The organism is Undibacterium sp. TJN25 (assembly GCF_049339885.1).
Classification (GTDB): Bacteria; Pseudomonadota; Gammaproteobacteria; order Burkholderiales; family Burkholderiaceae_D; genus Undibacterium.
In genome coordinates this window covers 12,750-38,583 of record NZ_JBMPPM010000016.1, presented here as the reverse complement: position 1 = coordinate 38,583, position 25,834 = coordinate 12,750, and the positions used below count along the sequence as shown (strand labels likewise).

General features: G+C 57.7%; 22 protein-coding genes. 15 read left to right on the top strand and 7 right to left on the bottom strand.

Annotation, left to right across the window (positions count from 1 at the left end):
• The first annotated feature begins 13 nt into the window (after nt 1-13).
• On the top strand, nt 14-721 hold the full coding sequence (locus tag ACO0LO_RS26940; RefSeq protein WP_422969274.1) for a PEP-CTERM sorting domain-containing protein: 708 nt from the start codon (nt 14-16) through the stop codon (nt 719-721).
• A 280-nt stretch (nt 722-1,001) separates the two neighbouring features.
• Here the strand turns inward: ACO0LO_RS26940 and ACO0LO_RS26935 are convergent, their stop codons facing one another.
• From ACO0LO_RS26935 to ACO0LO_RS26925, 3 genes are all read right to left on the bottom strand, one after another.
• Entirely contained in the window at nt 1,002-2,210 is a 1,209-nt protein-coding gene (locus ACO0LO_RS26935; RefSeq protein ID WP_422969272.1) for an ABC transporter substrate-binding protein, read from the bottom strand.
• A gap of 81 nt (nt 2,211-2,291) precedes the next feature.
• The gene (locus ACO0LO_RS26930) at nt 2,292-3,470 is read right to left on the bottom strand and encodes an acyl-CoA dehydrogenase family protein (protein ID WP_422969270.1); all 1,179 of its coding nucleotides are present in this window, start codon (nt 3,468-3,470) and stop codon (nt 2,292-2,294) included.
• Between the two features lie 85 nt (nt 3,471-3,555).
• Entirely contained in the window at nt 3,556-4,020 is a 465-nt protein-coding gene (locus ACO0LO_RS26925; protein WP_422969360.1) for a MaoC family dehydratase, read from the bottom strand.
• Nucleotides 4,021-4,244: 224 nt separating this feature from the next.
• Between ACO0LO_RS26925 and ACO0LO_RS26920 the strand changes: the two genes are divergently transcribed.
• The 3 genes from ACO0LO_RS26920 to ACO0LO_RS26910 all read left to right on the top strand — a co-directional run bounded on the left by ACO0LO_RS26920 (nt 4,245) and on the right by ACO0LO_RS26910 (nt 7,538).
• On the top strand, nt 4,245-5,756 hold the full coding sequence (locus ACO0LO_RS26920) for a class I adenylate-forming enzyme family protein (RefSeq protein WP_422969268.1): 1,512 nt from the start codon (nt 4,245-4,247) through the stop codon (nt 5,754-5,756).
• Between the two features lie 16 nt (nt 5,757-5,772).
• Nucleotides 5,773-6,501: an IclR family transcriptional regulator gene (locus ACO0LO_RS26915; protein ID WP_422969266.1), complete on the top strand. Its 729-nt coding sequence runs from the start codon at nt 5,773-5,775 to the stop codon at nt 6,499-6,501.
• 206 nt (nt 6,502-6,707) lie between these two features.
• On the top strand, nt 6,708-7,538 hold the full coding sequence (locus ACO0LO_RS26910) for an aldo/keto reductase (RefSeq protein ID WP_422969264.1): 831 nt from the start codon (nt 6,708-6,710) through the stop codon (nt 7,536-7,538).
• A 48-nt stretch (nt 7,539-7,586) separates the two neighbouring features.
• On the opposite strand, the gene ACO0LO_RS26905 is transcribed toward ACO0LO_RS26910, so the two are convergent.
• Both ACO0LO_RS26905 and ACO0LO_RS26900 read right to left on the bottom strand, forming a co-directional pair.
• Complete coding sequence (locus ACO0LO_RS26905) at nt 7,587-9,203, bottom strand: CHAD domain-containing protein (RefSeq protein WP_422969262.1); 1,617 nt, start codon at nt 9,201-9,203, stop codon at nt 7,587-7,589.
• A 350-nt stretch (nt 9,204-9,553) separates the two neighbouring features.
• Nucleotides 9,554-9,733 (bottom strand): hypothetical protein, encoded by a 180-nt coding sequence (locus ACO0LO_RS26900; RefSeq protein WP_422969260.1) that lies wholly within the window; start codon nt 9,731-9,733, stop codon nt 9,554-9,556.
• A 387-nt stretch (nt 9,734-10,120) separates the two neighbouring features.
• Between ACO0LO_RS26900 and ACO0LO_RS26895 the strand changes: the two genes are divergently transcribed.
• Nucleotides 10,121-11,767: a DUF4214 domain-containing protein gene (locus ACO0LO_RS26895; RefSeq protein WP_422969258.1), complete on the top strand. Its 1,647-nt coding sequence runs from the start codon at nt 10,121-10,123 to the stop codon at nt 11,765-11,767.
• Between the two features lie 29 nt (nt 11,768-11,796).
• On the opposite strand, the gene ACO0LO_RS26890 is transcribed toward ACO0LO_RS26895, so the two are convergent.
• Nucleotides 11,797-12,411 (bottom strand): glutathione S-transferase family protein, encoded by a 615-nt coding sequence (locus ACO0LO_RS26890; RefSeq protein ID WP_422969256.1) that lies wholly within the window; start codon nt 12,409-12,411, stop codon nt 11,797-11,799.
• Between the two features lie 368 nt (nt 12,412-12,779).
• On the opposite strand from ACO0LO_RS26890, the gene minC reads away from it, so the two are divergent.
• From minC to prmC, 10 genes are all read left to right on the top strand, one after another.
• Nucleotides 12,780-13,562 carry a septum site-determining protein MinC gene (minC, locus tag ACO0LO_RS26885; protein ID WP_422969254.1) on the top strand — a complete coding sequence of 261 codons (783 nt, stop codon included), beginning with the start codon at nt 12,780-12,782 and terminating at the stop codon, nt 13,560-13,562.
• A 54-nt stretch (nt 13,563-13,616) separates the two neighbouring features.
• Complete coding sequence (gene minD, locus ACO0LO_RS26880; RefSeq protein WP_422969252.1) at nt 13,617-14,432, top strand: septum site-determining protein MinD; 816 nt, start codon at nt 13,617-13,619, stop codon at nt 14,430-14,432.
• 1 nt (nt 14,433) lies between these two features.
• Nucleotides 14,434-14,697: a cell division topological specificity factor MinE gene (gene minE / locus ACO0LO_RS26875; protein WP_188567979.1), complete on the top strand. Its 264-nt coding sequence runs from the start codon at nt 14,434-14,436 to the stop codon at nt 14,695-14,697.
• A 400-nt stretch (nt 14,698-15,097) separates the two neighbouring features.
• Complete coding sequence (locus ACO0LO_RS26870; protein ID WP_394779956.1) at nt 15,098-15,790, top strand: response regulator transcription factor; 693 nt, start codon at nt 15,098-15,100, stop codon at nt 15,788-15,790.
• A 145-nt stretch (nt 15,791-15,935) separates the two neighbouring features.
• Nucleotides 15,936-17,648, top strand: coding sequence for a FecR domain-containing protein (locus ACO0LO_RS26865; protein WP_422969250.1), 1,713 nt, complete (start codon nt 15,936-15,938; stop codon nt 17,646-17,648).
• 78 nt (nt 17,649-17,726) lie between these two features.
• A complete protein-coding gene (locus ACO0LO_RS26860; RefSeq protein ID WP_422969248.1) occupies nt 17,727-20,162 on the top strand; it encodes a CHASE2 domain-containing protein in 2,436 nt (811 codons plus the stop codon).
• A gap of 113 nt (nt 20,163-20,275) precedes the next feature.
• Nucleotides 20,276-21,550, top strand: a complete 1,275-nt coding sequence (hemA, locus tag ACO0LO_RS26855; RefSeq protein ID WP_422969246.1) for a glutamyl-tRNA reductase — start codon at nt 20,276-20,278, stop codon at nt 21,548-21,550.
• Nucleotides 21,551-21,663: 113 nt separating this feature from the next.
• On the top strand, nt 21,664-22,743 hold the full coding sequence (gene prfA, locus ACO0LO_RS26850) for a peptide chain release factor 1 (protein WP_422969244.1): 1,080 nt from the start codon (nt 21,664-21,666) through the stop codon (nt 22,741-22,743).
• Between the two features lie 209 nt (nt 22,744-22,952).
• Nucleotides 22,953-23,462, top strand: coding sequence for a disulfide bond formation protein B (locus ACO0LO_RS26845; RefSeq protein ID WP_422969242.1), 510 nt, complete (start codon nt 22,953-22,955; stop codon nt 23,460-23,462).
• Between the two features lie 5 nt (nt 23,463-23,467).
• Nucleotides 23,468-24,313, top strand: a complete 846-nt coding sequence (gene prmC, locus ACO0LO_RS26840) for a peptide chain release factor N(5)-glutamine methyltransferase (RefSeq protein ID WP_422969240.1) — start codon at nt 23,468-23,470, stop codon at nt 24,311-24,313.
• Between the two features lie 7 nt (nt 24,314-24,320).
• Here prmC and ACO0LO_RS26835 read toward each other — a convergent pair whose 3' ends face one another.
• The gene (locus ACO0LO_RS26835) at nt 24,321-25,790 is read right to left on the bottom strand and encodes an ATP-binding protein (protein ID WP_422969238.1); all 1,470 of its coding nucleotides are present in this window, start codon (nt 25,788-25,790) and stop codon (nt 24,321-24,323) included.
• Nucleotides 25,791-25,834 lie beyond the last annotated feature (44 nt).

Here is a 25,834-nt window from a genome sequence, read left to right as displayed (position 1 = left end):
GGGAGAACTAACAATGATCAAAACCACGTTGCGCACACTTACAGCAATCGCACTTGCCGCTTCGACGCTGACAGCATTCGCCGCACCGATCACGCCAACCTACACAACGTTTGCCAACCTTCCAGCGGCAACTTATGGCGGCAGCGGCATCCCTACAGATCCAAGTGCAATAACCGTGGTGGAAGCCAGGACCGGCACACTGACGCTGGGTCTGGCGGCAACACAGCGTGGCGTCGGCCCCAACCTGGGAAACAACAGCGCAGGTACTTATTTGGCAAACCCTGGCGTCAGCAGCGGCAATGCGTCGACCTGGAATTTTGACTACTACGTCAATGTCAGCGCCGGCAGCCTGTCCGACTTCACGTACAAACTGTTCTACGACTTTAATCCAGGTGTCGATACTGATGCATCCCTGCTTGGCGCATGGAATCTGACAGGCAGCGGGACCACCTTGCAGGATTCGCAAAACCTGGGGTTCAGCTTCCTGACAACAGGCTTTCCAGGAGTGATCACTCCGCCGGCAGGAACCTTCAATCCGAATGCCAACGGCGAATACAGCTTTGCGCTGGTGGCATATAACCTCGCAGGACGTGAAGTAGGCCGTTCGGCGATCAATGTCGATGTTGGCACTATCCCTGAGCCAGCCAGCCTGTCGCTGATCGGCCTGGGATTGCTGGGCCTGGCATCACGCCGTAAATCTGCAAAAAGCAAACAAGCTTAAGCTACATCAAGCTTAGTCAAGCCGGACAAATCCCGCCTGCGGCAAACGCCGCAGGCGGGATTTTGCATTACGGCTCTGCCACACTGCCTATAACAGCGTCCCCACCATCCGGGACAGCATGCGGATCGCATCGCTGCGCGCATGAGGTTTTGAGCGGTGCGGAAAGATGGACGCCATCTGTCCCGGGAAATGATTCAGCTGCCGCGTCAACGGCCCCGGAAACCCACGCTTTTCTGCAGCGCAGCTCTGGTCCAAGAATATATTTATTTTTATAGCAGGGTTATTTCCACAGCGCGCAAGCGCTTTCGGATTTTGGCGTAAATGCCTGATCCCCCGGCACAGTCTGCACCAGCTTGTAATAATCCCAAGGGTATTTGGATTCCGCAGGTGACTTCACCTGCATCAGGTACATGTCATGCACCATGCGGCCGTCCGGCCGTATCGTGCCGTTTTTGGCGAACATGTCGTTGATCTTGTTGGCCTTCATATACGCAATCACCTTATCAGAATTATCCGTGCCGGTTGCCTTGATTGCGTTCAGGTAAGTCAGCGTGGCGGAATAATCTCCAGCCTGCGAAGAAGTCGGCTGCATTTTCATCTTTGCATAAAAGCGCTTGGACCAGGCGCGGGTATCGTTGTTCATGTCCCAGTACCAGGAATCGGCAAGGTACATGCCCTGTGTCACGTTCAGCCCCAATGCATGGACGTCGCTGATAAAGATCAGCAGACCGGCCAGGCGCGCGCTCTTGTTCACGCCAAACGCATTGGCAGTCTTGATGGCGTTGATCGTATCGTTGCCTGAATTGGCAAAGCCGATGATCTGCGCCTTGGACGCCTGCGCGGTGATGATGTAAGAAGAAAAATCGGCAGCATCCTGTGGATGCTTGACCGAACCTAATATCGTGCCGCCTGCGGCCTTGATGACCTTGGTTGTATCGCTTTCCAGTGATTTGCCGAAGGCAAAATCGGCCGTCACGAAATACCAGGTTTTTCCCCCTTGTTTGACGATGGCTGAACCGGCCACCCTGGCCAGCGCCACGGTATCGTAAGAATAGTGGATGGTATTGGGATTGCAGTCTTCATTGGTCAGGCGGGCCGAACCTGCCGATACGACAATAGCGAGTTTTTTCTTGTCGGCGGCCAGTTTCGACACCGCCAGCGCGGCAGCGGAATTGGCGCCGTGAATCACCATTCCCACGCCTTCCTCGTCAAACCACTGGCGCGCCTTGGTGACGGCATTGTCGGGTTTGTTCTGATGATCGTAGGTAAGGACTTCAATTTTTTTACCGAGCACTGTACCGCCAAAATCGGCGACGGCCATCTTGATCGCCTCGGCGCCGCCGCGACCGTCCAGGTCGGAATAAGTGCCGGACATGTCGGAGATGAACCCGATCCTGATTTTATCGCCCGCTACCTGGGCAGCCGCCGGCAGGGCCGCGGAAAACGCCAGTGTGCTGGCGATGGCAAGTGCAATGGTACGTATCTTCATCTCTATGTCTCCTGGATGGTCGCGCCTGAGATTGATCTCACGTCGCTTTGGTTTTGGAATGTGCTGCTGCCCGGTGTGTTTTCAGCGCGGCTTTAATGCCTGCTTCGTCAACCCCGCCAGCAAGAATTTTCCGATGGTATTCTTGAGAACCTCGGCCGATCCACCTGCAATCTCGTAGGCTTTGGCATCACGCAGATAGCGGCCGAAAGGTGCATTTTCAGTCGTGCCGTAGGCGCCGCAAATCTGTACCGCCTTGCTGGCGACTTCGGTGGCAACCGCGCAGGCTTTCAGCTTGGCTTCGCTGGAATAGCGGTCTATGCTGTCATGGCGGTCGAGTGCATCGGCAGCGGCGTAAATCAGCAGGCGCGAGGCATCAATGTCCGTCAGCATGTCGGCGAAATACCATTGTATGCCCTGGAAATCGAGCACTTTCTTGTCAAATGCAACGCGGTTCCTTGCGAACTTCAGCGCACCCTCGAACGCTGCACGTGCAATTCCCACGCTGATGGCGCCGGCCAGCGTGCGGGAATAATCGAGCACGGTGACCGCCTGGCGCACACCTTTTCCTTCGGTGCCGACCAGATGGTCCAGCGGCAGCCGCACGTTCTCCAGCCGCATATTCATGTGCGGCCCGTTGCGCAGGCCGAAAGTAGCGGCGGTATGGCCCTTGTAGATCGTCAGCCCTGGCGTATCGCGCGGCAGGGCAAATACGGAAACACCCTGGTCCGTCTCGGCCAGGATAATGAAAAATTCCGCAGCGGAACCGGAAGTGATGAAGGATTTTTCGCCGTTCAGCACCCATTCTCCGCCTTCTACACGGGCCTTGGTGTCCAGGTGGCGGATGTCGCTGCCATGGTTGGCCTCCGTCAGGCTGTAGGAGCTCAGCAAGCCTTTACTGAACAATGGCAAATAACGGTCCTTCAGACTATCCGAGCCGAACAGCCGCAACATCGTCTGCGCCTGGAAAATGGTGATCAACGAAATGCCTACCGCAGCGCTGGCCACCGACAGCTCTTCAAAGATGGCTACCGCATGGGCATAGCTTTTTCCGTCGCCGCCGTAGCGGGTGTCCAGCGTCGCAGTGCTATAGCCCTTGGCCGCCAGCGCTTTCATGATCGCTACAGGGTAGACATCGTCGCGGTCTATGTCGTCTGCCTGGGGTGCTATCTCGGCCGCCGCATACAGGCGGATTTCTTCCGTGAACCGCGGGTCGACCTGCGGCCGCCACAAGGCGGCGCTTATTTCAATGTCATCATTCATGTGTGCTGCCCGATAAGAAACCGATAAGGAACCGATAGAGTACGTGTTGGAGTGACGGCTTAATGCTGAGGAAAGACGACGGAGATCAGCGGCCGGCCAGCAGGCGCTTGGCGGTGTAGGTCATCACACAGTCGCCGTGCTGGTTCAGCACGCGGTTGACCGAGGTCACCACGGCCCTTCCGGCACGCGACGTGGGGCGGATGTCGGTAACTTCAATTTCTGCGTGTATGGTGTCGCCGACATGCACCGGAAGATGGATCACCTGGTGCAACTCCAGCATCGCCAGCCCTGTTCCCTGGATCATGGATTGCAGGATGAACCCCTCGATGAGCGTATACGTCAGCGCCCCCGGCACCGGCCGGCCCGGCATCGCGCCTCCGGCAAACGTGCTGTCGATGAAAATCGCCTCCAGCATGCCCGTCACCGAAATGAAATTTACCAGGTCCGTCTCGGTGACGGTGCGCCTGAAGGTGTCGAACTTCTGCCCTGCCGCCAGATCCTGCCAGTAGGCGCCCTGCCCTAAACGCTGTATGCCGTCGGATTTCACTATGGTCTCCTGCGTTCACGGTCGCCGTGAACAATATTTTATTTGTGCCGCCATCAGGTAAATCTTGATTTCGCGTGTTGGCAGTATAGATTGAAGCAGATAGAATATCAACATACTGAATTTATTTTCAACCAGCTGAATTTTATAAAAATGTTAATTCACGAACGCCGTTCCCAGGCGTTCCGAACACGCCCCAATCGACAGCAAACCTATAAGCGAAAAATCCCATGATCAACCGCCTCTTGCAGCTCGCTGCCACGCAGCCGCTCTCACCATTTATTTTTCATGAGGAATCGGCATGGACTTTCGCCGAAGCCGCGGATCTTGCGCAGCGCGGCGCCAGCTGGCTGGCCAAACTCGGCGTCCAGCCGGGAGACAAGGTGGTGGTGGCAGTCAGCAACCGGCCGCTGTTTCTGTTTTACTGGTTTTCCGCCCTCGCGCGCGGGGCGACAGCGATCCCGGTCAGCCACGAGCTGTTTGGCGACGCACTCCACTACATCGTCACCCAGAGCGAGGCAAGCGTCGTGCTGACAGAAGGCGCAGAACTCAAAAGGATCAGGCTGGATCTCGCCAGCCTGCCGCTGCGGGTGGAAGGACATGAATCGGAACAGGCGTTTGCACAGCAAATGTCTGCTCTGCCGCAGGCCGCGCCGGCAGTGCTCGGCAATGACTTTCTCGCAGCCATCCTGTACACCTCGGGCACCACCGGCCAGCCCAAGGGCACGCTGATCCCCAACCGCAGTTATCTGGCGACCGGGAAAAAAATTACCGAAGCCATCGGCATTACCAGTAGAGACCGCATCCTGACCTTCCTTCCGCTGCATCATGCGAATCCACAGATGTACGCCGTGCTTTCTGCACTGACGGTCGGGTGCAGCGTCATCCTCGTTCCCAGATTCTCCGCGTCCGGCTTCCTTGAGCAGGCCGCCCGGTATCAGGCAACCGGCTTTACTTATGTGGGCACCGTGCTGAATATCCTCGCCAAGACCATCGTGCAGCCGGCCGCAACATCGCTGCGCTGGTGCGTAGGCGGCGGCGCTCCCACGGATATCTGGACCGCCTTGCACGCCAGGCTGTCGCTCGATATTTTTGAGTTATACGGCATGACCGAAACCGGCGGCATGGTAACCATGAATACGGCTACCCATACCCGCGTGGGATCGGTGGGCGTTGCACGCGACGACTTTGAAGTTGCCATACTAGGCCCCGAAGATCAGTTGCTGCCGCCGGAAAACAGCGGTGAAATAGCGGTCAGGCCGAAAGTGCCTTTCGTCATGACCACCGGCTATTTCAGGAAACCGCAGGAGACCCTGGATGCCATGCGCAACCTCTGGTTCCATACCGGCGATCTGGGGCATATGGACAAGGATGGTTTTTTGTATTTCGAACGCCGGAAAAAGGAATTGATACGGCGCGGCGGCGAGATGATCTCACCCGTGGAAATAGAACTTGCCGCGCTCAAGCATGCAGGCATTGTTGACTGCGCCGCAGTCGGGGTCAGCGACCCCATGCTGGACGAGGAGATCAAGCTGGTCATTGTCATGCGCGGCAAACTCGACGCAGACGAAGTGGTTTCATTTTTGAGAACCGTGCTGGAAAAGCATAAAATACCGCGTTATATCGAATTTGCAGACCATATTCCGAAGACCGCTACGCAGAAGGTGCAGCGATTCAAGCTGACATCCAATTCGGACCTTACCATCGATACCAAAGCCGCAAAATCGATATGCGCCCCATAGAAGACAGGACCAGAAAATGACAGTGCCGGCAGCCAGCAAAATTCTTGACATCATTGAAGCCTTCGCGCGCGAACGCCGCCCCATGTCGGTATCCGCGCTTGCCAGCGCGACAGGCATCCCCGTATCGAGCTGCCATGGCCTGGTAAAGACCCTGGAGGAACGCGGATACATATTTGAACTCAAGCATCAGCGCGGGTTTTATCCGACCAAGCTTCTGGAAAAAAGAGTGGATGAAATTGCCAAGCATAATCCACTGCCGCTGTGGGTTTTACCAGCGCTCGAGAAAATCCGCGACCAGAGCAATGAGACCGTGCTGTTTGGCAAGCTGGTGAACGGCGCGGTGCTGTATATCGAAGTAGTGGAAAGCAAGCAATATGTGCGCTACATCGTACAAGTCGGCGACATACGGCCGTTGTATGCATCGGCGGTCGGCAAGGCCCTGCTGGCCGGCCTGGAGGAAAGCGCGCGCATGGCTATCATCAACCGCCTCAAGTTCGTGCAATACAATGAGCAAACCATCTCCAGCAAGCAGCAGCTGATCGATCACCTGAACGAGTGGTCGCCGAAAGGCTGGTTCATGACCGACGGCGATTACCTGGACGGCGTCAATGCCGTTGCGGTATCCATCGTGATAGAAGGCGAGCTTTACGGATGTGCCATCGCCGGACCAACGCACCGTATCGAAGAAAACCTGGAGAAGCACGTCGAACTGATCAAGTCCTTTGGCCCGCACCTCGCAGAATAAGCTACCAGATACAAGAAGGCTGGAAAAACAGAGCCTCAACAGAAAACAATTGATGCCTCGCAGTCACTTATCTAATAACCGCGACGCCATCGCACAATTGGCCGTCGGGGAACAGAATTTCCTTTTTGCGCACCGTCCGTTCCATACGCTAGAACGCCGGCGTTGAATTCAACTGTGTCCCCTCAACCATCTCAAGAGTAACTATTATGCATGCGATACAAACACAAGGAATCAGTTTCCCCAGCCTGGGCCTGGGCACCTTCCGCATGGAGGGAGACGACTGCCGTGTTGCCGTGGAGAGCGCGCTGGACCTGGGCTACCGGCATATAGACACAGCGGCGATGTATAACAATGAAGAAGCGGTAGGCGCCGCCATTGCAGCGTCCGCCATCGCCCGCAAAGACCTGCACGTCACCACCAAGGTGTGGCATGCCAACCTGGCGCCGGATGCGATTCTCCGCTCTTTCGATACCAGCCTGGACAAGTTGAAGCTCGACTATGTGGACCTGTTCATGGTGCACTGGCCCAGCAAGGAGATGGACTTGCCCGCAATTTTCGAGACGCTGGCCGCGCTGAAAGAGCAAGGCCGCATACGCGCAATGGGCGTATGCAATTTCACGATAGACCTGCTGCGCACCGTCATCGAAGACATCGGCGCGCCTCTGGCCTGCAACCAGATTGAATACCATGTATTGCTAGACCAGACACCGGTACGCGCCTACCTGGCAAGCAAGGGCATCCCCATCGTGGCCTATTGCCCGCTGGCGCAGGGCAAGCTCGCCGACAACGCCGCCCTGGCTGCCATCGCCGGCAAGCATGGCGCGACACCGGCCCAAGTGGCGCTGAAGTGGCTGCTGGACCAGGAAGGTGTCGCCGCGATTCCTAAGGCGCAAAGGCCGCAAAGCCAGAAGGCCAATCTCGATGCGCTCAAACTGACGCTTGATGATGAAGACAGGCGCGCCATTGCAGCGCTGCAAAAAGACATGCGTTTTGTCAATCCGCCCTTTGCACCGGCGTGGGATAAATCTCCCGCTTAAAGGCAATAGCACAGGCGGCATGTACGACAGAACCTGGCCGCCCCGGATTCAGGACTTGCCGGGCAACTCTATGGTCTCCAGGTGCCGCCACTGTTTTTCCATTGCCGCAATCGCATGCTCGGCGCGCGCAGCCAGGCAACCCCTGGCAAAACCGACAGGCACACCCAGCTCTGCGTGCGCTTGCTGCAATTGCCCGAGCAGGCCGGATGCAACCACTACGTCGTTGCATTGCCCCAGGATTTCCTGCAAACCCGTCATTGCTTCCATGTACAGCCGCATGCGCCGGGACGGAAATAGTGAATGGAAAAATTCCGCCGTGTAACGCAGCTTCTTGGAGGCGATGCGCAAACGATGCCGCGCATGCACTTCTGCCTGCATGCCATGCCCACTTTCTCCCGTCGGCCCTTGCGCGACAACATCCGTGGCATGCACCTGCTTGCCGCGCTTGCCGCATTTGTACAGGCGGCGTTGCGCCTGCTCCATCTTCCTGCCGGCAAACTTGATGATGCGCTTGTCCAATTCCTGCTGCACATCTTCTCGTCCGGGATCGTTCCAGCCGGCGCCATGGGCGCGTGCACTCAGGTTCAGCACCAGCCGGGCAAAGCGCGGCGATCTGACCGCCACAGCGGCTGCTTCATGCTTTTTGCCCGCCTCGGCCAGCGCTGCCGCTTGCAGCGGCGCCAGTTGAACACCGGCCGGCATGATATCGGCCGCTTCCGCCACTGCAGCCAGCGTGGAATGCGCCAGCACATCCCAGTCTCGGGCAGCACCCAGCTGGCCGGATAGCCATTCCATATCTTCCTCGACCTGTTTCGGCACAATGACGATGTCTTTGTACAGCCCGAATGCTGAACGCAGGCGGCGCAGGCCAACACGCATCTGGTGCAGACTTTCCGGCGCATCGCTGTCTGCCACACCCGCCTCATTGCCCTGTATCTGCGCCACGCAATTGCCGAGGATGACGCGGAACGCCTGCTCCGCATCCATCTTTTTACGCAAAACCAGCTCGCTTGCCTTGACTGCGGAAGGAGCCTGCGGCTGCGCCTGTTGAGACAAATATAGTATATAGCCGCGCTGGGCCTTGCTGATATCGCAGATACGCAGCGGGATCTTTTTTTGCAATTGCAATGCCAGCTCAAACAGGTGTACGGCTTTGCCTGATTTCAGCTCAAGTTCGATCTCGCTAATATCTTTGCGTCTGTCGCCGCTTTGCACATAACCCTGATCCAGCACAAATTCCACCTCTTCGCCAGTGGGCAAACGCAAATCCCAGACGGTACGGGTTATCTGTGTCGTAAAGACTGGTTGTATATTCTTGCCCGCGCATTGCAGCAAAACCGCCCAGGCTTTTTCACCTGCCACGCGCTTTTGCAAGGCGGCAAGATCGGGCAGCGGGCCATCAAGCGCCGACTCCCATTCATGGCGCTGATGCAAGCCCCCGGCTGCGCTGCCTCCGCCCTTCAATGTCTGTATCCAGCGCTTGCCTGTCTGCCTGACCCTGAGACCGAATTTACTGCGCCACAAGTGCAAGTCCGGCGTATCGAAATAAGTATCCGACATCTGTTGCCGGCGCGGATTGCGTACTGCGTATTCTTTCAGCAAAGGATGCTTGCGCAAGATCCCGGCATGCCTTATATGGATGCTCAGTTTCAATTCTGTTTCCATATACATCCTCCCGGGATTTCAAGGCGTGCCAGCTTGATGAACAGATATGCCGGCCGTTTCCATGAATATCAAGCTTATTCGTTCAGCTTGCAGCGCATAGATGTCGCGACGAAAACGCAACAGAAACAACAGTGCCGTCCATCACAGGCAAGCGCGGTATTTGAAATTTTAGGGTAGCGGGAAAGGCACAACAGCCTCGCAGATGGAGGTGCTGCACAGGCAGCGGGGCCAGTGAAAGTGATAACAGCGGCATAGGCAATGTAGACAGCAGGCACGAGGCAAAGCCTGCTCTCTTTTTATCTACCTGCCACCCGGGGAATTGCCGGGTAAGCAGCGCGGACGCTGCAGGCTCAGGCGCCCTGGGCCGATTTTTTTGCCTGTGCATTGGCCAGGCTGGCATCGCGGGCGTCTTCAGCCCTTCTGCGGGAATCCGTACGTTTGCGCATCACGATGGCATATTGCTGGGCGCTCATCGGTGGTACCGTCATCAACTGCTTCAGTAAGGCACTATTTTCTTCAATATATTTCATAACTTTCCTTCCAATATACGATGAAGCTGATCAAGCGCTGGCACAGCTATAGCCGGACATATGGCCAAGACAATGTTGCAAAATCAGACTGGCTCTTATCTGTCGCTGCCAAGGGAATTTTGCAACAATTCTCATGTACTGAACTATCCCATAGTATTACCTGAATCGGCAACCGGCGTATTGATTTCTTTTCCCATACGGACAGATAACAAAAACACCCCTCTAAAATTGCAAAATAAACATTGCTGCAATAATTGCATGATAAAATTTTTATAACAAACCGTTGAGGAAGGCCAGGTGTGATTCTTCCCACCAGCCTGCGTTTCACTTACCAGTTCCAGATATACATCCTGCATTTACACCCTTATACCGGCCACAGCATAAACTATGCCTTCTCCAGCCACTTCCAGCAGCATCAGTGCAGTAAAACAGTCCGGCTCCGTCCTCATCGATGCACTCATCCACGGCTTAAAGTGGGGCGGCTCGCTTGGCTCCGGCGTGGCACTTAGTTACAGTTTTCCCTGGACAAACGGTGACACGGTTTTTTTGGGCTATAACGGATCTTCAGGATATTCAACGCTGGACGAAGCAAATGCGGTTCTGCATTACGGCCTGAACGTACAGCAGCAGCAAGCCGCCAGCGCCGCCTTGCAAGCCTGGGCCAATGTGGCAAATATCCAATTTTCGCAAGTTACCGATACCGCCAGCAATGTCGGCGATATACGCTTTGGCTTTACCTCTGCCAATAATCTGAGCAGCATCGGCACGCAAGCCTGGGGATGGGCGCACTACCCAAGCTCCAGCTCTCCAGTGGGTGGCGATATTTGGCTGAGTACACAGGGTCCCGCTGCAAGCAACCCATCCTGGTCGCCGGGATCCGAAAATTACCAGGCGATTATTCATGAAGTAGGCCATGCGCTTGGTCTCAAGCATTCGTTTGAAGATGGAACAGTATTGCCTGCCTCACTGGATTCCAACACTTATACGGTGATGAGCTATAACGATCCTGTCGACAGCCTTTTCAGGACCATCGTTTACAAACAGAACGGTGCCTACTCATGGCAGACTTTTCACGTTAACGCAGAAACGCCGATGGTGCTGGACATCGCAGCGATGCAATACATCTACGGTGCGAACAAGAGCTTCCATACCTCCGATGATGTCTATACCTTTGATCCTCACATACCGTTTGTCAAAGCCATCTGGGACGCCGGCGGCAATGACAGCATTTCTGTCAGCAATTTCACTGAGGGCTGCGTCATAAACCTGGTTCCAGGCAGCTATTCCAGTATCAGGATTTTGCCGGATGCGGCGCCGGCAAACTATACCGGCCCCACTCCGACCTATGACGGCAGCAATAACTTCGGCATTGCTTTCGGCGCCATCATAGAAAACGCCGTCGGTGGCAAGGGCAACGATGTGTTGACGGGCAACGATGTCGCCAATCGCCTTACCGGCGGCGGCGGAAACGACCAGCTCGATGGCGGCAACGGCACGGATACTGCTGTCTATGCCGGCATCAGGTCTCAATTCACGGTCAGCAAAAACGGCTCGGGTTACAGCGTTACCGACAGCTCGGGTACAGAAGGTGCTGATGCTGTCGTCAATATTGAAAGGCTGCAATTCGCCGATGCGGCAGTTGCACTCGATACCAACGGAGTTGCAGGCGAAGCTTACCGTATCTACCAGGCGGCGTTCGACCGGGTACCGGACCTGGCAGGTCTCGGCTACTGGATCCGCGATATGGACAAGGGTTCCAGCCTGATCGACGTTGCAAGCGGTTTCATCGCCTCCCCGGAGTTCCAAAAACTGTATGGCGCCGCGCCGTCCCATACTGCGATGCTAGACAAGCTGTACCAGAATGTACTGCACCGTACGCCCGACCAGGCCGGATATGCTTACTGGATCAAAGAGCTGGATAGCGGCCAGATATCCGCCGCCGGGATATTGGCCAGCTTTAGCGAAAGCGTAGAAAATCAATTGCAGGTCATAGGCAAGATCAGCAACGGCATAGACTATCTGGTCTATACGTGACTGGAGCCTGCAAGGAAGACCGGCGCACCTCATTTCAGCTCCGTCTTCCGCCATGCATCCAGCTGCTGTACCCGCGCAAACCAGGCCTGGATATGTTCATACTGCTGCAGTGGCAGGCTGGCCTGCTCGATATACATCAGCGGCGAAGCAACGGCAAAATCGGCCAGCGTCAGACCTGATCCGCACATCCACTCCCTTCCGCGCAAATGATCGTCCAGCACCTGTGCGAATTGTTCGATCTGGATCTTGCCGCGCTCCAGTTCGCGCTTGTCCGGCGTGCCGACGCCGTACATCGACTTCATCATGTTTTCCCATACATAGATGCCGAGAGCCGGGCCGAAATGCTGCGACAGCCAGAACAGCCAGCGGTTGACATTCACGCGGGCGCGGGCATCAGCCGGATAGACGGTCTGGCCCGGCGTCAACTCCGCCAGATATTGCATGATCGCGCAGGATTCCCACAGCACAAAATCGCCATCGACCAGCACCGGCACCTTGCTGTTGGCATTCAATTCGGTCAGCTGGCGGCGCTGTTGCAGGCTGGTCAGATCCAGCGTCGCCAGTTCCACCGGCAGGCCGAGGTGGATGGCAGTCATGACGGCGCGGCGGGCGCTGGCGGAATACCGATGGTGATACAGGCGCATGATGAATTCCTTGAGATTGATTGGTATTGTCTGTTTTATCCGCTGAGGCACTGCCAGTCTGGCGGTGTAGAATGACAGAATCTGTCAGTAGTCATTTTTGCAACATCGACAGCTATCGAAAGCCCCTGGCGGATAGCTTGCAAGGTCGCCCACCTGCTGCGTGCAGCATGATGCGCAACAACCCGGCAGGTAAAGGAACGAAATGGAAGGGAAAGCGAAATAGGGAGACTATTTTTTGCAATCTTGCGCTTCGCTTGGTACGATGACTGCTTTATAAGCAAATAAGGCTTTTGCTCCCGGCTTTGCGGTGTTTATGCAGGCAGGAACGGCAGCCCTGCTTCCCTTGGTTTTCTACTTATTTGCCATTTATGCAAAACAGCCTCACGCGCAAGCCCATAGAAATAAAGATATCGACCGTCGTGGCAGTTGCCGTGATTTTGCATGAAGCATCCACCGCAGCGCTGGAAACAGCGCTGAAGGACATGACCGCAGGCACGCCGGATTTTTTTGACGATGAATTTGCGGTCATCGACGTGGAGCCGGTCAGCGAGCAAAAGCTCGACTGGGCTGCGCTGATCCCGCTGTTCAAATCCTTCGGGCTGAATCCGGTCGCGGTGCGCAATGCGCGCGCCGAAGACCATGCCGACATCAGCGCCAACGGCCTCAGCCTGGACATCGTCAGCAAGCCGCGCCAGGAAGTGGACTTGCCGGCAGCGGCTCCCGCTTCTGCAGCTGTCCCTGCACCGGCACCGGTTGTGGAGATACAGCCCGCCCCGGCTCCAGCTGCGGCCCCGCCTTCGACAGGCAATATCCCCGCGATGGTCATCGATACGCCGGTGCGCGCCGGACAGCGCATCTATGCGCGCGGCGCCGACCTGATCATTACCGCCTCCGTTAACAACGGTGCCGAAGTGATCGCCGACGGCAGCATCCATATTTATGCGCCGCTGCGCGGTCGCGCACTGGCCGGTGCGATGGGCAATACCGAGGCGCGCATTTTCGCCATGGGAATGGAGGCCGAACTGGTGTCCATTGCCGGCATCTACAGGACATTTGAAAATGGCCCGCCTGCACTGGCGGCCAACCAGCCGGTACAAATCAAGCTGATAGGCGACAGTATTGAAGTATCATCGGTCAAGTCAACGGGCTGATACGGGAAATACCGTATCCACCACTACAGCATATATATCTAAAAGGAGTTCTTTGTGGCAAGAATCATCGTTGTGACATCCGGCAAGGGCGGCGTAGGCAAGACCACTTCCAGTGCAAGCTTCGCTTCCGGCCTCGCGCTGCGCGGCCACAAGACGGCGGTACTGGATTTTGACGTGGGCTTGCGCAACCTGGACCTGATCATGGGGTGTGAACGCCGTGTGGTCTACGACCTGATCAATGTCATTAGCGGCGAAGCGACGCTGAACCAGGCGCTGATCAAGGACAAGCATTGCGACAACCTGTTCATCCTGCCCGCTTCGCAAACCCGCGACAAAGATGCGCTGACAGAAGAAGGCGTCGAGCGTGTACTGAACGACCTGGTCAAGATGGATTTCGAATACATCGTCTGCGATTCGCCGGCAGGTATAGAACGCGGCGCGGTCATGGCGCTGGCATTTGCCGATGAAGCGATCATCGTCACCAATCCGGAAGTCTCTTCGGTGCGTGATTCCGACCGCATTCTCGGCATTATCCAGGCCAAATCCAAGCGTGCCCAAAACGGTGGCGAGCCGGTCAAGGAACACCTGCTGATCACACGCTACTCGCCGAAACGCGTGGAAGGCGGAGAAATGCTGTCTTACACCGACGTGCAGGAAATCCTGCGCATACCTTTGATCGGCGTCATACCGGAATCCGAAACCGTATTGCATGCGTCCAACCAGGGCAATCCGGCGATCCACATGAAAGGCAGCGACGTCTCCGAAGCTTATGAAGATGTGGTTTCCCGCTTCCTCGGCCAGGAACTGCCTTTACGCTTTATCGCCTACGAAAAACCAGGGCTGCTTCAGCGTATCTTTGGAGGAAAGTAATATGGCCTTGCTCTCTTTTTTATTCAACACCAAGCCGAAAAGCGCGAATACCGCGAAGGAGCGCCTGCAGATCATCATTGCCCGCGAGCGCAGCGGCCGCGACGGCTATGATTTCCTGCCGGCGCTGCATGCAGAACTGATCGCCGTCATTTCCAAGTACACCAAGGTCAATGCCGACGACATCAAAGTCTCTCTGGACCGCCAGGGCAACCTGGAAGTGCTGGATGTCAATGTGGTATTGCCGGAGGCGGAACTGCGCAGCTGAAACTATTTTGTAAAACCGGGCCGTTAAATTTGTTAATCCATTAGCTTATTGACTATACTGGAACTCATTGTTAAATATTGATAACGATTGACGATGCGTTCTGAACTATTCCGGCCGGCGTTTCCATGGCGCCGGCCTCTTCCTGCAAACAAGTCCAGACACTGCTCGCTGACGCAGCCGATAGTTTTTAACTATCATTTTTACTTAAACTCTGAGAACTTTGCTTAACTTCGGTCAAATTAATTCTCAAAAGCAACATTAAGTGGTTTTTTTGAACTTTATTGTTTCATTATAGAAAACTTTACTTATCATTAGGTACAATGACGCTTTTATCAATATGTAAAATGGCACAATTTGCATTTCTGCCTTATCTATTGCATAACTTTATAAGTGGGCCCCTATGAGAATTGCCGTACTGGACGATGACAACAACTTGCTCGAGTTAGTCTGCACCATACTCAGTGCGGCCGGCCACTCCTGCCATCCCTTCCTCAGCGGAAAAGAAATGCTGCATCACCTGCGGCGCGACAGCTACGACATGCTGATCCTGGACTGGCAAGTGCCGGACCTGAGCGGCACCGAGATCCTGCAATGGGTCAGGGAAAAACTGTCGCCCACGCTACCCGTACTGTTCATGACTAGCCGTTCCGGCGAAGACGACATCGTTGCCGGCCTGGCAGCAGGCGCCGACGACTATATGATCAAGCCTATCCGCCGCAGCGAACTGGTCGCGCGCGTGCAGGCCTTGCTGCGCCGCGCTTATCCGGCGCAGGCCATGTCCGAACATCTGCAGTTCGGCATCTACAAATTTGAAACACGCGCTGGCCGCGTCAGCATCAACGACGTGCCGGTGGAAATGACGCAAAAAGAATTCGACCTGGCGCTGCTGCTATTTCGCAACCTGGGCCGCCCATTGTCACGCGCTTACATCCTGGAAGCAGTATGGTCGCGCGATATCGACATCCCTTCGCGCACGATGGATACGCATATTTCGCGCGTGCGCAGCAAGCTGGAACTGCGGCCGGAAAACGGCTACCGTCTGGCCCCTGTGTACAGCTACGGCTACCGGCTGGAGCAGGTTACCGCTGAATAGCAGCGGCCCGGCAATGCCGGGTTCCGCTGCCCCATTCCACTCATTCCTTCCTTTGCAGAACAACGCTTTACCTGCCTGATACAAGTACAAAGTGCCAGGGTACCAAGTACCACATCAGCGCAGCTGGCAAGACCCAGGAGATTGCATGACCACCGCTTTTCGCTTTATTTTTCTTCTGGCACTGGTTGGTGCAGGTCCCGGTCTCCCCCCTTCATTCGCAGCGCCCACAGCGTCTCCGGCCCGGCCGGCAGGCGAACCTGGCACGATCGTCAGCACGCCGCCGGACATGACTTATTACGCGCTGAAAGGCGACACACTCTCCACCATCGCACTGCGTTTCACCGAAAAGCTCAGCAACTGGAGCATCATCGGCAAACGCAACCGCATCACCAACGACCGCACCATCCCCGTCGGTTCCGCGATCCTGGTGCCGCTGGAACTGCTGCCGGAAGAAATGAGCAAGGCCACCGTGGTAGCCCTGGCTGGCCAGTCTGCCGCCAAAAATGCCGATGGCAGCGAATTCACGCTGCAGGTCGGCTCCACGCTGACAGAAGGCAGCCAGGTCACGACCAGCAAGAACGGCTTCCTGTCGCTGGCATTGCCGGATAATTCGCGCATTTCCATCCCGTCCAACAGCCAGGTAAAACTGAGCAAGCTGAGGATGGCGAAATACACCAAGAGCCCACGCACCGAGGTCACGCTGCTGCAGGGCCGCGTCGAATCGACGGTCACGCCGCTGGAGGCCAGCAAAGGCCGTTTTGAAGTGCGCTCACCGCTGGCGATTGCCGGTGTGCGCGGCACGCACTTCAGGGTAGGCATCAACGACAACGGTATTGCCAACGAAGTGCTGACCGGAAAAGTAGCGACCGGCAAACCGGAAAAACCGGATGCGGTGCTGGTGCCCGCTGGTCAGGGCAATATCGTCAGCAGCCAGTCGGTCGGCAAACCGCTGGCACTGCTGCCGCCGCCTGAACTCAGCGGCAATTACCAGTTGCAGGAAAAACCGACGATACAGATAGAGGTGCAAAAGCTGGAACGCGCCGCGGCATACCGCGCGCAGATTGCCAGCGACCCGGAGGCCCAGAACCTGCTGGCCGAAGGCCGCGTCAGCGGCACCGGCACGGATACCCGCTTCAAGTTCGACGGCCTGCCCGACGGCAGCTATTTCGTGCGCGCCACCGCCATCGACGCACTGGGCCTGGAAGGCATACCGACGATCCTGCCGTTCACGCTGAAAGCCCGACCGGAACCGCCGTTCAGCGTGCAGCCCAAGGCCAAGCTGCGCGCCGACAAGGTAGAGTTTTCCTGGACCGAGGCTGCCGATGCCAAGAGCTACCGCCTGCAGGTAGCCAACGATGCGGCATTCAGCAACATCGTGCTGGACCAGGCCGGCATCAACGACATACGGATGACTGCCGAAACCTTGAAGCCGGGCACCTATTTCTGGCGCGCCGCCACCGTTACCGAGAAAAACGGCCGACCGGACCAGGGCCCGTTCAGCGATGTGCAAAGCTTCGTGCTGATGCCGCCGCAGCCGGCCATGGCGCCGTTCACCGACAATGGCGACAAAGAGCTGTCATTCAACTGGCCTTCCGAGCCTGGCCAGAAATTCCTGCTGCAGATAGGGCGCGACCCCACATTCACTTCCTTATATCTGTCAAAAGAACTGGAGCAACCTGAATTGCGCATCCCGCGCCCGGATGCGGGCCAATACTTCATCCGCGTGCGCGCCACCGACGCTGACGGCTATACCGGCGCGTTTTCGTCCACGCAAAAAATCACTATCTACAGCCGCTGGGTCACCGGCAACGGCGAGGCAGTCATATCCAACGGCGGCGCCGTCAAATCCGGACAATAGGTCGCCAGGTAAAAACAAGATTTCCTGAAACTGCAAAAAACCATTCCAACATAAATAAGCGTTCAGAAAAGCCAGCCAATGATGAAGCAAAACGCGGATGCGAAGGCCAATACCGTTCTCAGTGTAGAACGCATCGCATTGCGGGAATGGCTGGTCATCAGCGTGCTGCTGCTGATCCTGGCGGCAGTGCTGAGCCTGTTTGATGTCATGGGCCGGCTGGACCTGAGCCTGTATGACCGCTTCATGCAGGCCAACTCGCGGCCGGCGCGCGATGACGTCATCATCGTTGCCATCGACGACTACAGCCTGGCGGAACTGGGCAAATGGCCGTGGCCGCGCACGCTGCATGCCGACCTGATCAACAGGCTGACGGCCATGCAGCCGCTGGCGATAGGCGTGGACATCAAATTTTCCGAACCGGAGAACGCTCGCGATGGAGCGCCAGACGGCGACGCCGCACTCGCCGCTGCGATCAGCGCCAGCAACCGCGTGGTGCTGCCGCTGAACTCCGAAGATGCCGGCGCCGGCCTGACGGCAACACTGCCGATACCTGCACTGGCCGCCGCGGCGCGCCAGTTGGCCCATATCCATATTGAGCAGGACAGGGACGGCATCGTGCGCAGTGTATTCTTGCGGGAAGGTACACGCGGCGAATGGTGGTCCCATTTCGCACTGGCGATGAAAGACCTGGGCAAGCCGCCCGCCGCCGGAAGGGCTGCGGACCTGCCGGGCGCCCGGCTGCCTGCGAGACTGCGCCAGATACAGTATGGCAGCACGCCGGCGCCGAACGTGTGGCAACGTGACTACCAGATGCACATCCCCTTTTACGGCAGCAGCGGCCATTTCAAGTCGGTTCCGTATGCCGCGGTGCTGCGCGGTGAGGTGCCGGCGGAATTTTTCAGGAATAAGTATGTGCTGGTGGGCCCGACCGCCATCGGCATGGCAGATTCCTTTCCGACCCCGGTGTCCGGCAACGACGGCGTCATTTCCGGCGTGGAAATCAACGCCAATATTTTGGCCGGCCTGCTGGATGGACGCTCGATCGCCTTCGCGCCGGCGTGGCAGTCGCTGCTGTTCTGCCTGTTGCCGGTTGCTTTGACGCTGATGTGCTATTTCCTGCTGTCGCCGCGTATATCACTGCTGGTCACGGCATCCGTGTGCGTGGCGCTGCTGGCGGCCAGCTATGCCGCCCTAGCGACAGGACTGTGGCTGCCGCCATGCGCGGCGCTGCTGACGCTGGTGCTGGCGTATCCGTTGTGGAGCTGGCGCCGGCTGGAAGCGGCAATGCGCTACCTCGCCGCAGAATTCATCTTGCTGGACCAGGAACCCCACGTCCTGCCGGAACTGGCGGCTCCCGGCAAGGCCAAGCCGGCGCCTTTGCAGGACGCGCTGGAACAACGCATCAATGCGATGCAGATTGCCGCCCGCCGCGTCCGGGACCTGCGGCAGTTCGTCACCGACAGCCTCAGCAGCCTGCCGGATGCCACCCTGGTCACAACCATAGATGGAAACGTGCTGCTGTCGAACCAGCCGGCCAAGGCCTACTTCGCCAGCATAGGTTTTCCGAATGTGCAGGACGCGCTGATGCCCTACCTGTTTGCCGGCATGAGCAACCCCAAGGCGCTGGACCAGACGCCCAATGTGGAATTCAGCTGGTGGAATCTGCTGGACCTGCAGCACACCGCTACCATCAGCCAGGGCATAGAAGTGCTGGATACGCAGGGCCGCAACCTGATCGTCAAGAGCGCACCGTGCTATTCCGGCAGCAAGGAGCTGATAGGCTGGATCGTCAGCGTCATTGACATCACTGCCATCCGCAGCGCCGAGCGTAGCCGCGATGAATCCCTGCACTTCATCTCGCACGACATGCGCTCGCCGCAGGCGTCTATCCTGGCTTTGCTGGAATTGCAGCAGGACCAGTCCACCGCACTGCCGCAGGCCGAATTCATCGCGCGCATACAAAAGGCTGCCGGCGCCACGTTGAGCCTGGCAGACGATTTCGTGCAACTGGTGCGCGCCGAATCGCAGAACTACCGCATGGAAGAAACCGACATGCAGGACATCCTGCTGGATGCGACCGAAGAAATGTGGGCGCTGTCGAAGAGCAAGAACATCCGCATCCTCAGCCATACCCCTGCGGACGAATATCCGGTCAATGTGGACCGCAGCCTGATGACCCGCGTGTTGACCAACCTGCTGTCCAATGCCATCAAATACAGCCCCGCTGACACCTCCATTACCTGTAGCTTGCAAATTGAACAAGGCGCAGACGGCACCGTCATCATCTGCAGCATCAGCGACCAGGGCTACGGCATTGCAAGGGCAGACCAGGCCCGCCTGTTCCAGCGCTTTCAGCGTTTCAAGCACGGCGACCAGGTCAAGGCGGACGGCATAGGGCTGGGTATGGTATTTGTCAAAACAGTCATAGACCGGCATCACGGACAGATTGCCTTCCACAGCGTGCTTAACGAAGGAACAACTTTTCATATTAAATTGCCCGTCTTTGATGCATGACAAACTATTCCGGGCAAAATACATAGTTCTTTTAGGCAAGTATGAAACGCGCAACCGGGAGCGCGTTATAATGACGGCTTAATTCCGAGCGCTTGATTCCCCGCCACCACACCATGCAACTGTTAGCTGTCGGCCTCAACCATACGACTGCGCCTGTCTCACTACGCGAAAAAGTCGCTTTTGCTCCTGACCAGATCAGTCAGGCAGTGGTTGCCGCGCGCTCATGGTTTGGACGGGATGGCCAGGATTTCGGCAATGAGGCGGCAATCCTGTCCACCTGCAACCGCACTGAGCTGTATGCGGCCAACCAGGTGGAAAACCCGATCGATGCCACCGCCCACTTCCTCGCAGACTTCCACAAGCTGCCGTATGCCGAGCTGCGCCCCCACCTGTACACCCTGCCGCAGGATAATGCCGTGCGCCATGCGTTCCGCGTCGCCTCCGGCCTGGATTCCATGGTGCTGGGCGAACCGCAGATACTGGGCCAGATGAAGGATGCCGTACGCCAGGCGGATGCCGCCGGCGGCCTGGGCACCTACCTGCACCAGCTGTTCCAGCGCACCTTTGCGGTAGCGAAGGAAGTGCGCACTACCACCGAAATCGGCGCCCATAGCGTATCGATGGCTGCCGCAGCGGTGCGCCTGTCGCAACGCATCTTCGACAAGATCTCAGACCAGCACGTGCTGTTCATCGGCGCCGGCGAAATGATAGAGCTGTGCGCCACGCACTTTGCCGCACAGAACCCGAAAAGCCTGACTATCGCCAACCGCACGATGGAGCGCGGTGAAACGCTGGCGCACCGATTCAACGGCAAGGCAATACGTCTGGCCGAACTGCCGCAGCAGCTCGCCAATTTCGACATCATTATTTCCTGCACCGCGTCGTCGCTGCCCATCATCGGCCTGGGCCTGGTGGAACGCGTCGTCAAGGCGCGCCGCCACCGCCCGATGTTCATGGTGGACCTGGCCGTACCACGCGATATAGAACCTGAAATCGGCGCATTGGACGACGTCTTCCTGTACACCGTGGACGATCTGGGCAACGTCGTACAGACCGGCCTGGAAAACCGCCAGGCCGCAGTCGCCCAGGCGGAAGCCATCATTGAAACCCGTGTGCAGTCCTTCATGCACTGGGTGGACGGCCGCGTGGTCGTGCCCGTGATCCAGGACCTGCATGAAAGCAGCGAACTGATGCGCATGATGGAACTGGAACGCGCGCGCAAGATGCTGGCCAAGGGTGAAGATATCGACGCCGTGCTGGAAGCGCTGTCCAAGGGCATCACTGCCAAATTCCTGCACGGCCCGCAACAGGCCCTGCACCAGGCCAAGGGCGATGAACGCGCCCGTCTGGCCACGCTGCTGCCGCAGCTGTTCCGCACCAAGCGTTAGCGACTCCATCCTTCCCTGCGCATAGCCAGCCTGACCGGCCCGCGCTTCCGCACCACCGAGACCAGGCGCATCCGCGCACTGCTTCCGCAAAAACTCCGCTCTATAGGCAACACATGAAACCATCGATGCTTTCCAAGCTCGACCAACTGGCTGAACGCCTGGTCGAAGTCAACCAGCTGCTGAACCAGGAGGGCAGCACCAATGACATGGACAACTACCGCAAGCTGAACCGCGAGCACGCGGAGCTGGGACCGCTGGTGGAGCTGTACCAGAATTACCAGCAGGCGCAGACTGACATCGACGCCGCGCAGGAAATGATGGGCGATCCGGAAATGAAGGAATTCGCGCAGGAAGAAATCGCTGCCGCCAAGGCCACGATGGAAACGCTGGAAAGCGATTTGCAGAAAATGCTGCTGCCAAAGGACCCGAACGACGAGCGCAATATCCTGCTGGAGGTGCGTGCCGGCACCGGCGGCGACGAGGCGGCACTGTTCGCCGGCGATCTGCTGCGCATGTATACCCGCTTTGCCGAACGCAACCGCTGGCAGATAGAAATGATGTCGGAATCGCCTTCCGAGCTGGGTGGTTACAAGGAGGTCATTGTACGCATCGCCGGCCTGGGCGCGTATTCCAAACTGAAGTTCGAATCCGGCGGCCATCGCGTGCAAAGGGTGCCGGCGACGGAAACCCAGGGACGCATCCACACGTCGGCCTGTACCGTTGCCGTAATGCCGGAAGCGGATGAACTGGCCGATGTCGTCATCAACACCGCCGACCTGCGCATCGACACCTTCCGCGCCTCCGGGGCCGGCGGCCAGCATATCAACAAAACCGACTCTGCAGTGCGCCTGACGCATCTCCCCACCGGCATCGTCGTTGAATGCCAGGACGGCCGCAGCCAGCACCAGAACAAGGCTCAGGCGATGCGTGTGCTGGCCACCCGCATCATGGATGGCCAGCTACGCGAGAAGCAGGCCAAGGAAGCCGCCACCCGCAAGAGCCTGATTGGCTCCGGCGACCGTAGCGAACGCATACGTACCTACAACTATCCCCAGGGCCGCATGACCGATCACAGGATCAACCTGACGCTGTACAAGCTGGACTTCATCATGGACGGCGAGTTGACCGAACTGACCAACGCGCTGATCGCCGAACACCAGGCTGAACTGCTGGCCCAACTCGGCGACGACTAATCTGGACGGGTGTCGCGCGGTCCTGTAGCGCTGACCGCCGCAACGTGTCCGTATGGACATATTGTGGCAATATGTAAGAACCCGGCAAAATTGTAACCAATTGGAACCAAACCGGGCCCGAGTGCTCATAATTGCGCATTCGAACGCACAACAATAATCCATTGTATGCTGCGATATAAATAATTAGCCTGATAGGTCAGCTCCCTTTTATGAACATCTCCAAGACCCTGCTCATTACCATCGCAGCCACCTGTGTCGCGCTGCTCGGCGTTGCACTTTACCTGCAGCTCGGCGAAGGCATGCTGCCCTGCCCACTGTGCGTACTGCAGCGTTATATCTTCCTGGTGATTGCGCTTATCTGCATCCTCCTGCTGGCGCTTCCCGCTACCGTGCGCAAGACCGGCTCGTGGATAGGCGCGGTCATCGCACTGGCAGGCGTTGGCGTCGCATTGCGCCACCTGTGGGTCAAGGCCCACCCGGCACTGTCCTGCGGCGTCGATCCTTGGGAAGTGGCGCTGAACAAGGCCTTTACCGCTGACCTGATCCCCGTGCTATTCAAGGCAGACGGCATGTGCAGTACTGAATATGAACCCATCCTGGGCCTGTCGATTCCGCAATGGTCGCTGGTATGGTTCGCGATATTCGCGCTGGCTTTCATCATCATCGCCCGCATCAACAAAAAAGCCGCAGAACGCAACGTCTTCGGCAAATCCCGCTGACCGGCATGGGCAGCGCGGCAAACGGCATCACCATCGCCGCTTGTGAAGCCGCGTCGCCGCTGGACAAGCTGGAAACCCGCATATTAATGATGCACGCGCTGGGCCTGACCCGCATCCAGCTGATTACCCGCTCGGAACAGGTGCTGGCAGCTGAACAGCTGAATGCATTGCAAAACCTGATACAACGCCGCGTCGCCGGCGAACCGATCGCTTATATCACCGGTGAACGCGAATTCTACGGACTGTCTTTTACCGTCACGCCGGATGTGCTGATTCCTAGGCCCGACACCGAACTGCTGGTGGAGCTGGCGCTGCAATATGCGCCTCAAAACGGCAACCTACTGGACATGGGCACCGGCTCTGGCGCGATTGCGATAGCAGTAGCACACCAGCGTGCGGATCTGCAGGTGACCGCGCTGGACGTCAGCGAGGCAGCTCTGAGCGTCGCCCACTCCAATGCACAAAAGATTCTCGGCCAGCATTCCCCGCGTCTGCGCCTGCTGCAAAGCGACTGGTACGGCGCGCTGGCAGAGCAGCGTTTCCATACCATCGCCAGCAATCCGCCCTACATCGTCAAAAACGACCGCCACCTGGGCGAAGGCGACCTGCGCTTTGAACCTGTCAACGCGCTGACCGACCATGGCGACGGCCTCAGCGCATACCGCACCATCATCGGCGGGGCAGCGGGACATTTGCATGCGGATGGATGGCTATTGATGGAACATGGCTACGACCAGGCGGAAGCGGTGCGTGGCCTGCTCACGCTGCAGGGCTTTACACAGGTGCAAAGCTGGCGCGACCTTGCAGGGATAGAGCGGGTGTCGGGCGGCGTCCTCTCCACCGCCAGCTAGGCGCTGTTCAGCCACCCGCAGGAAAGGTACAGGGGAGCGTTATTTCCACGCACAAGCCGCCTGCATCGAGATTGGACGCACGGATGCTGCCGCCGTGTGCCAGCAGTACCCGCTTGGCAATCGTGAGCCCCAGGCCGTAGCCTTGCTGTGCGCGGGTAGTCTGGCTGCCACGGAAGAATGGCTCGAAGATCGCGGCCATTTCCTCATCCGGCACGCCGCTGCCATGGTCAAGCACCGAAATTTTCAGCAAGGCATGTTCGCGGTCTGCGCTGGCGGCAACCGTCACCGTCGTACCCTCGGCGGTATGCTTGATGGCATTTCTCACCACATTTTCCAGTGCGCGGTAGAGCAGCTCAAACTTGCCCATCACGATCACTTCGGCATCGCCGGTAAACTCCAGCATGCGATGGTTGGCCTCCGCTTCAAAGCTGCCGTTTTCCACCACTTCAGCCACCAGGTCGGCCATGCCGATTTCTTCATTCGCGCCGGTAACGCCGGCCTCAATGCGGGATAGGGTCAGCAGTTCGCCGACCAGCCGGTCCATGCGCATGCTTTCGCCTTCCAGCCTGTCCAGTGTCGCTTCCATTTTTTCGGGCTGCTGGCGCGCCAGGCCTATCGCTGCCTGCAAGCGTGCCAGCGGCGAGCGCAGCTCATGCGAGACATCGTGCATCAGCTGCCGCTGCCCTTCCATCAGCACATGCAGCTTGCCGGCCATCAGGTCGAACTCGCGGCCCAGGTCCGCCAGTTCGTCGCGCCGGCTGCCCATCGATTTACCGACACGTGTTTCCAGCTTGCCGCTGGCAAGCTCGATAAAGGCACTGCGCAGATTGCGGATCGGTTTGGACATATACCATGCCAGCAACGCGGCAAACAGCAGGCTCGCCACGAAGGAGGATACCAGCGGCACTACCGGGTAATACACGGATGGAGGCCGGCCGCCGGGTTCGCCGCGCAGGCGATCCGGGTTGCCGCCGAAGCCCTGCCCCGGCCCGCCGGATGCGCCTTCATGGTCAGGCGCCGGATGATCGCCAAAACCCGGTTCAAAGCGGTGCTCAGGATTGTCCCTGTCCCAGGCGTCTTCCATCGCGGAGAAAAATATCAGGTAGGTCTGCTTATCCGGGCCGGCCACCTTGCGCATCAGCAGCGAAGAAGGCCCCTGCTCTATGCTTTTCCTGATTTTTTCTATGCTGGCCAGGCTGACCAGGCGGCCCAGCACGTCGCGGTTGCGCTCATCAATGACGTAGATCTGGAAACGGCGCAGGTTGCCGGACAGGCGGCGCAAAGCCTCGGGGCCGCCCTGCTGCAAGGCGATTTCGGCGGATTCCACGATCAGCGCCACGTGGGCCTGGCGGTTGGTATTGCGCACCAGCCTGTCTTCGGTACGGTGCTTCAGCCACAAGGTGCCGCTGATGCCGATGATGGCCGTCACCTGTGCCAGCAGGATGAAAAAGAAGAACTTCCAGAATAAACGGCCCATCAGTGCTTTGTCCTGTCAGTTGCTTCGGGAGATGAGGTAAGGGA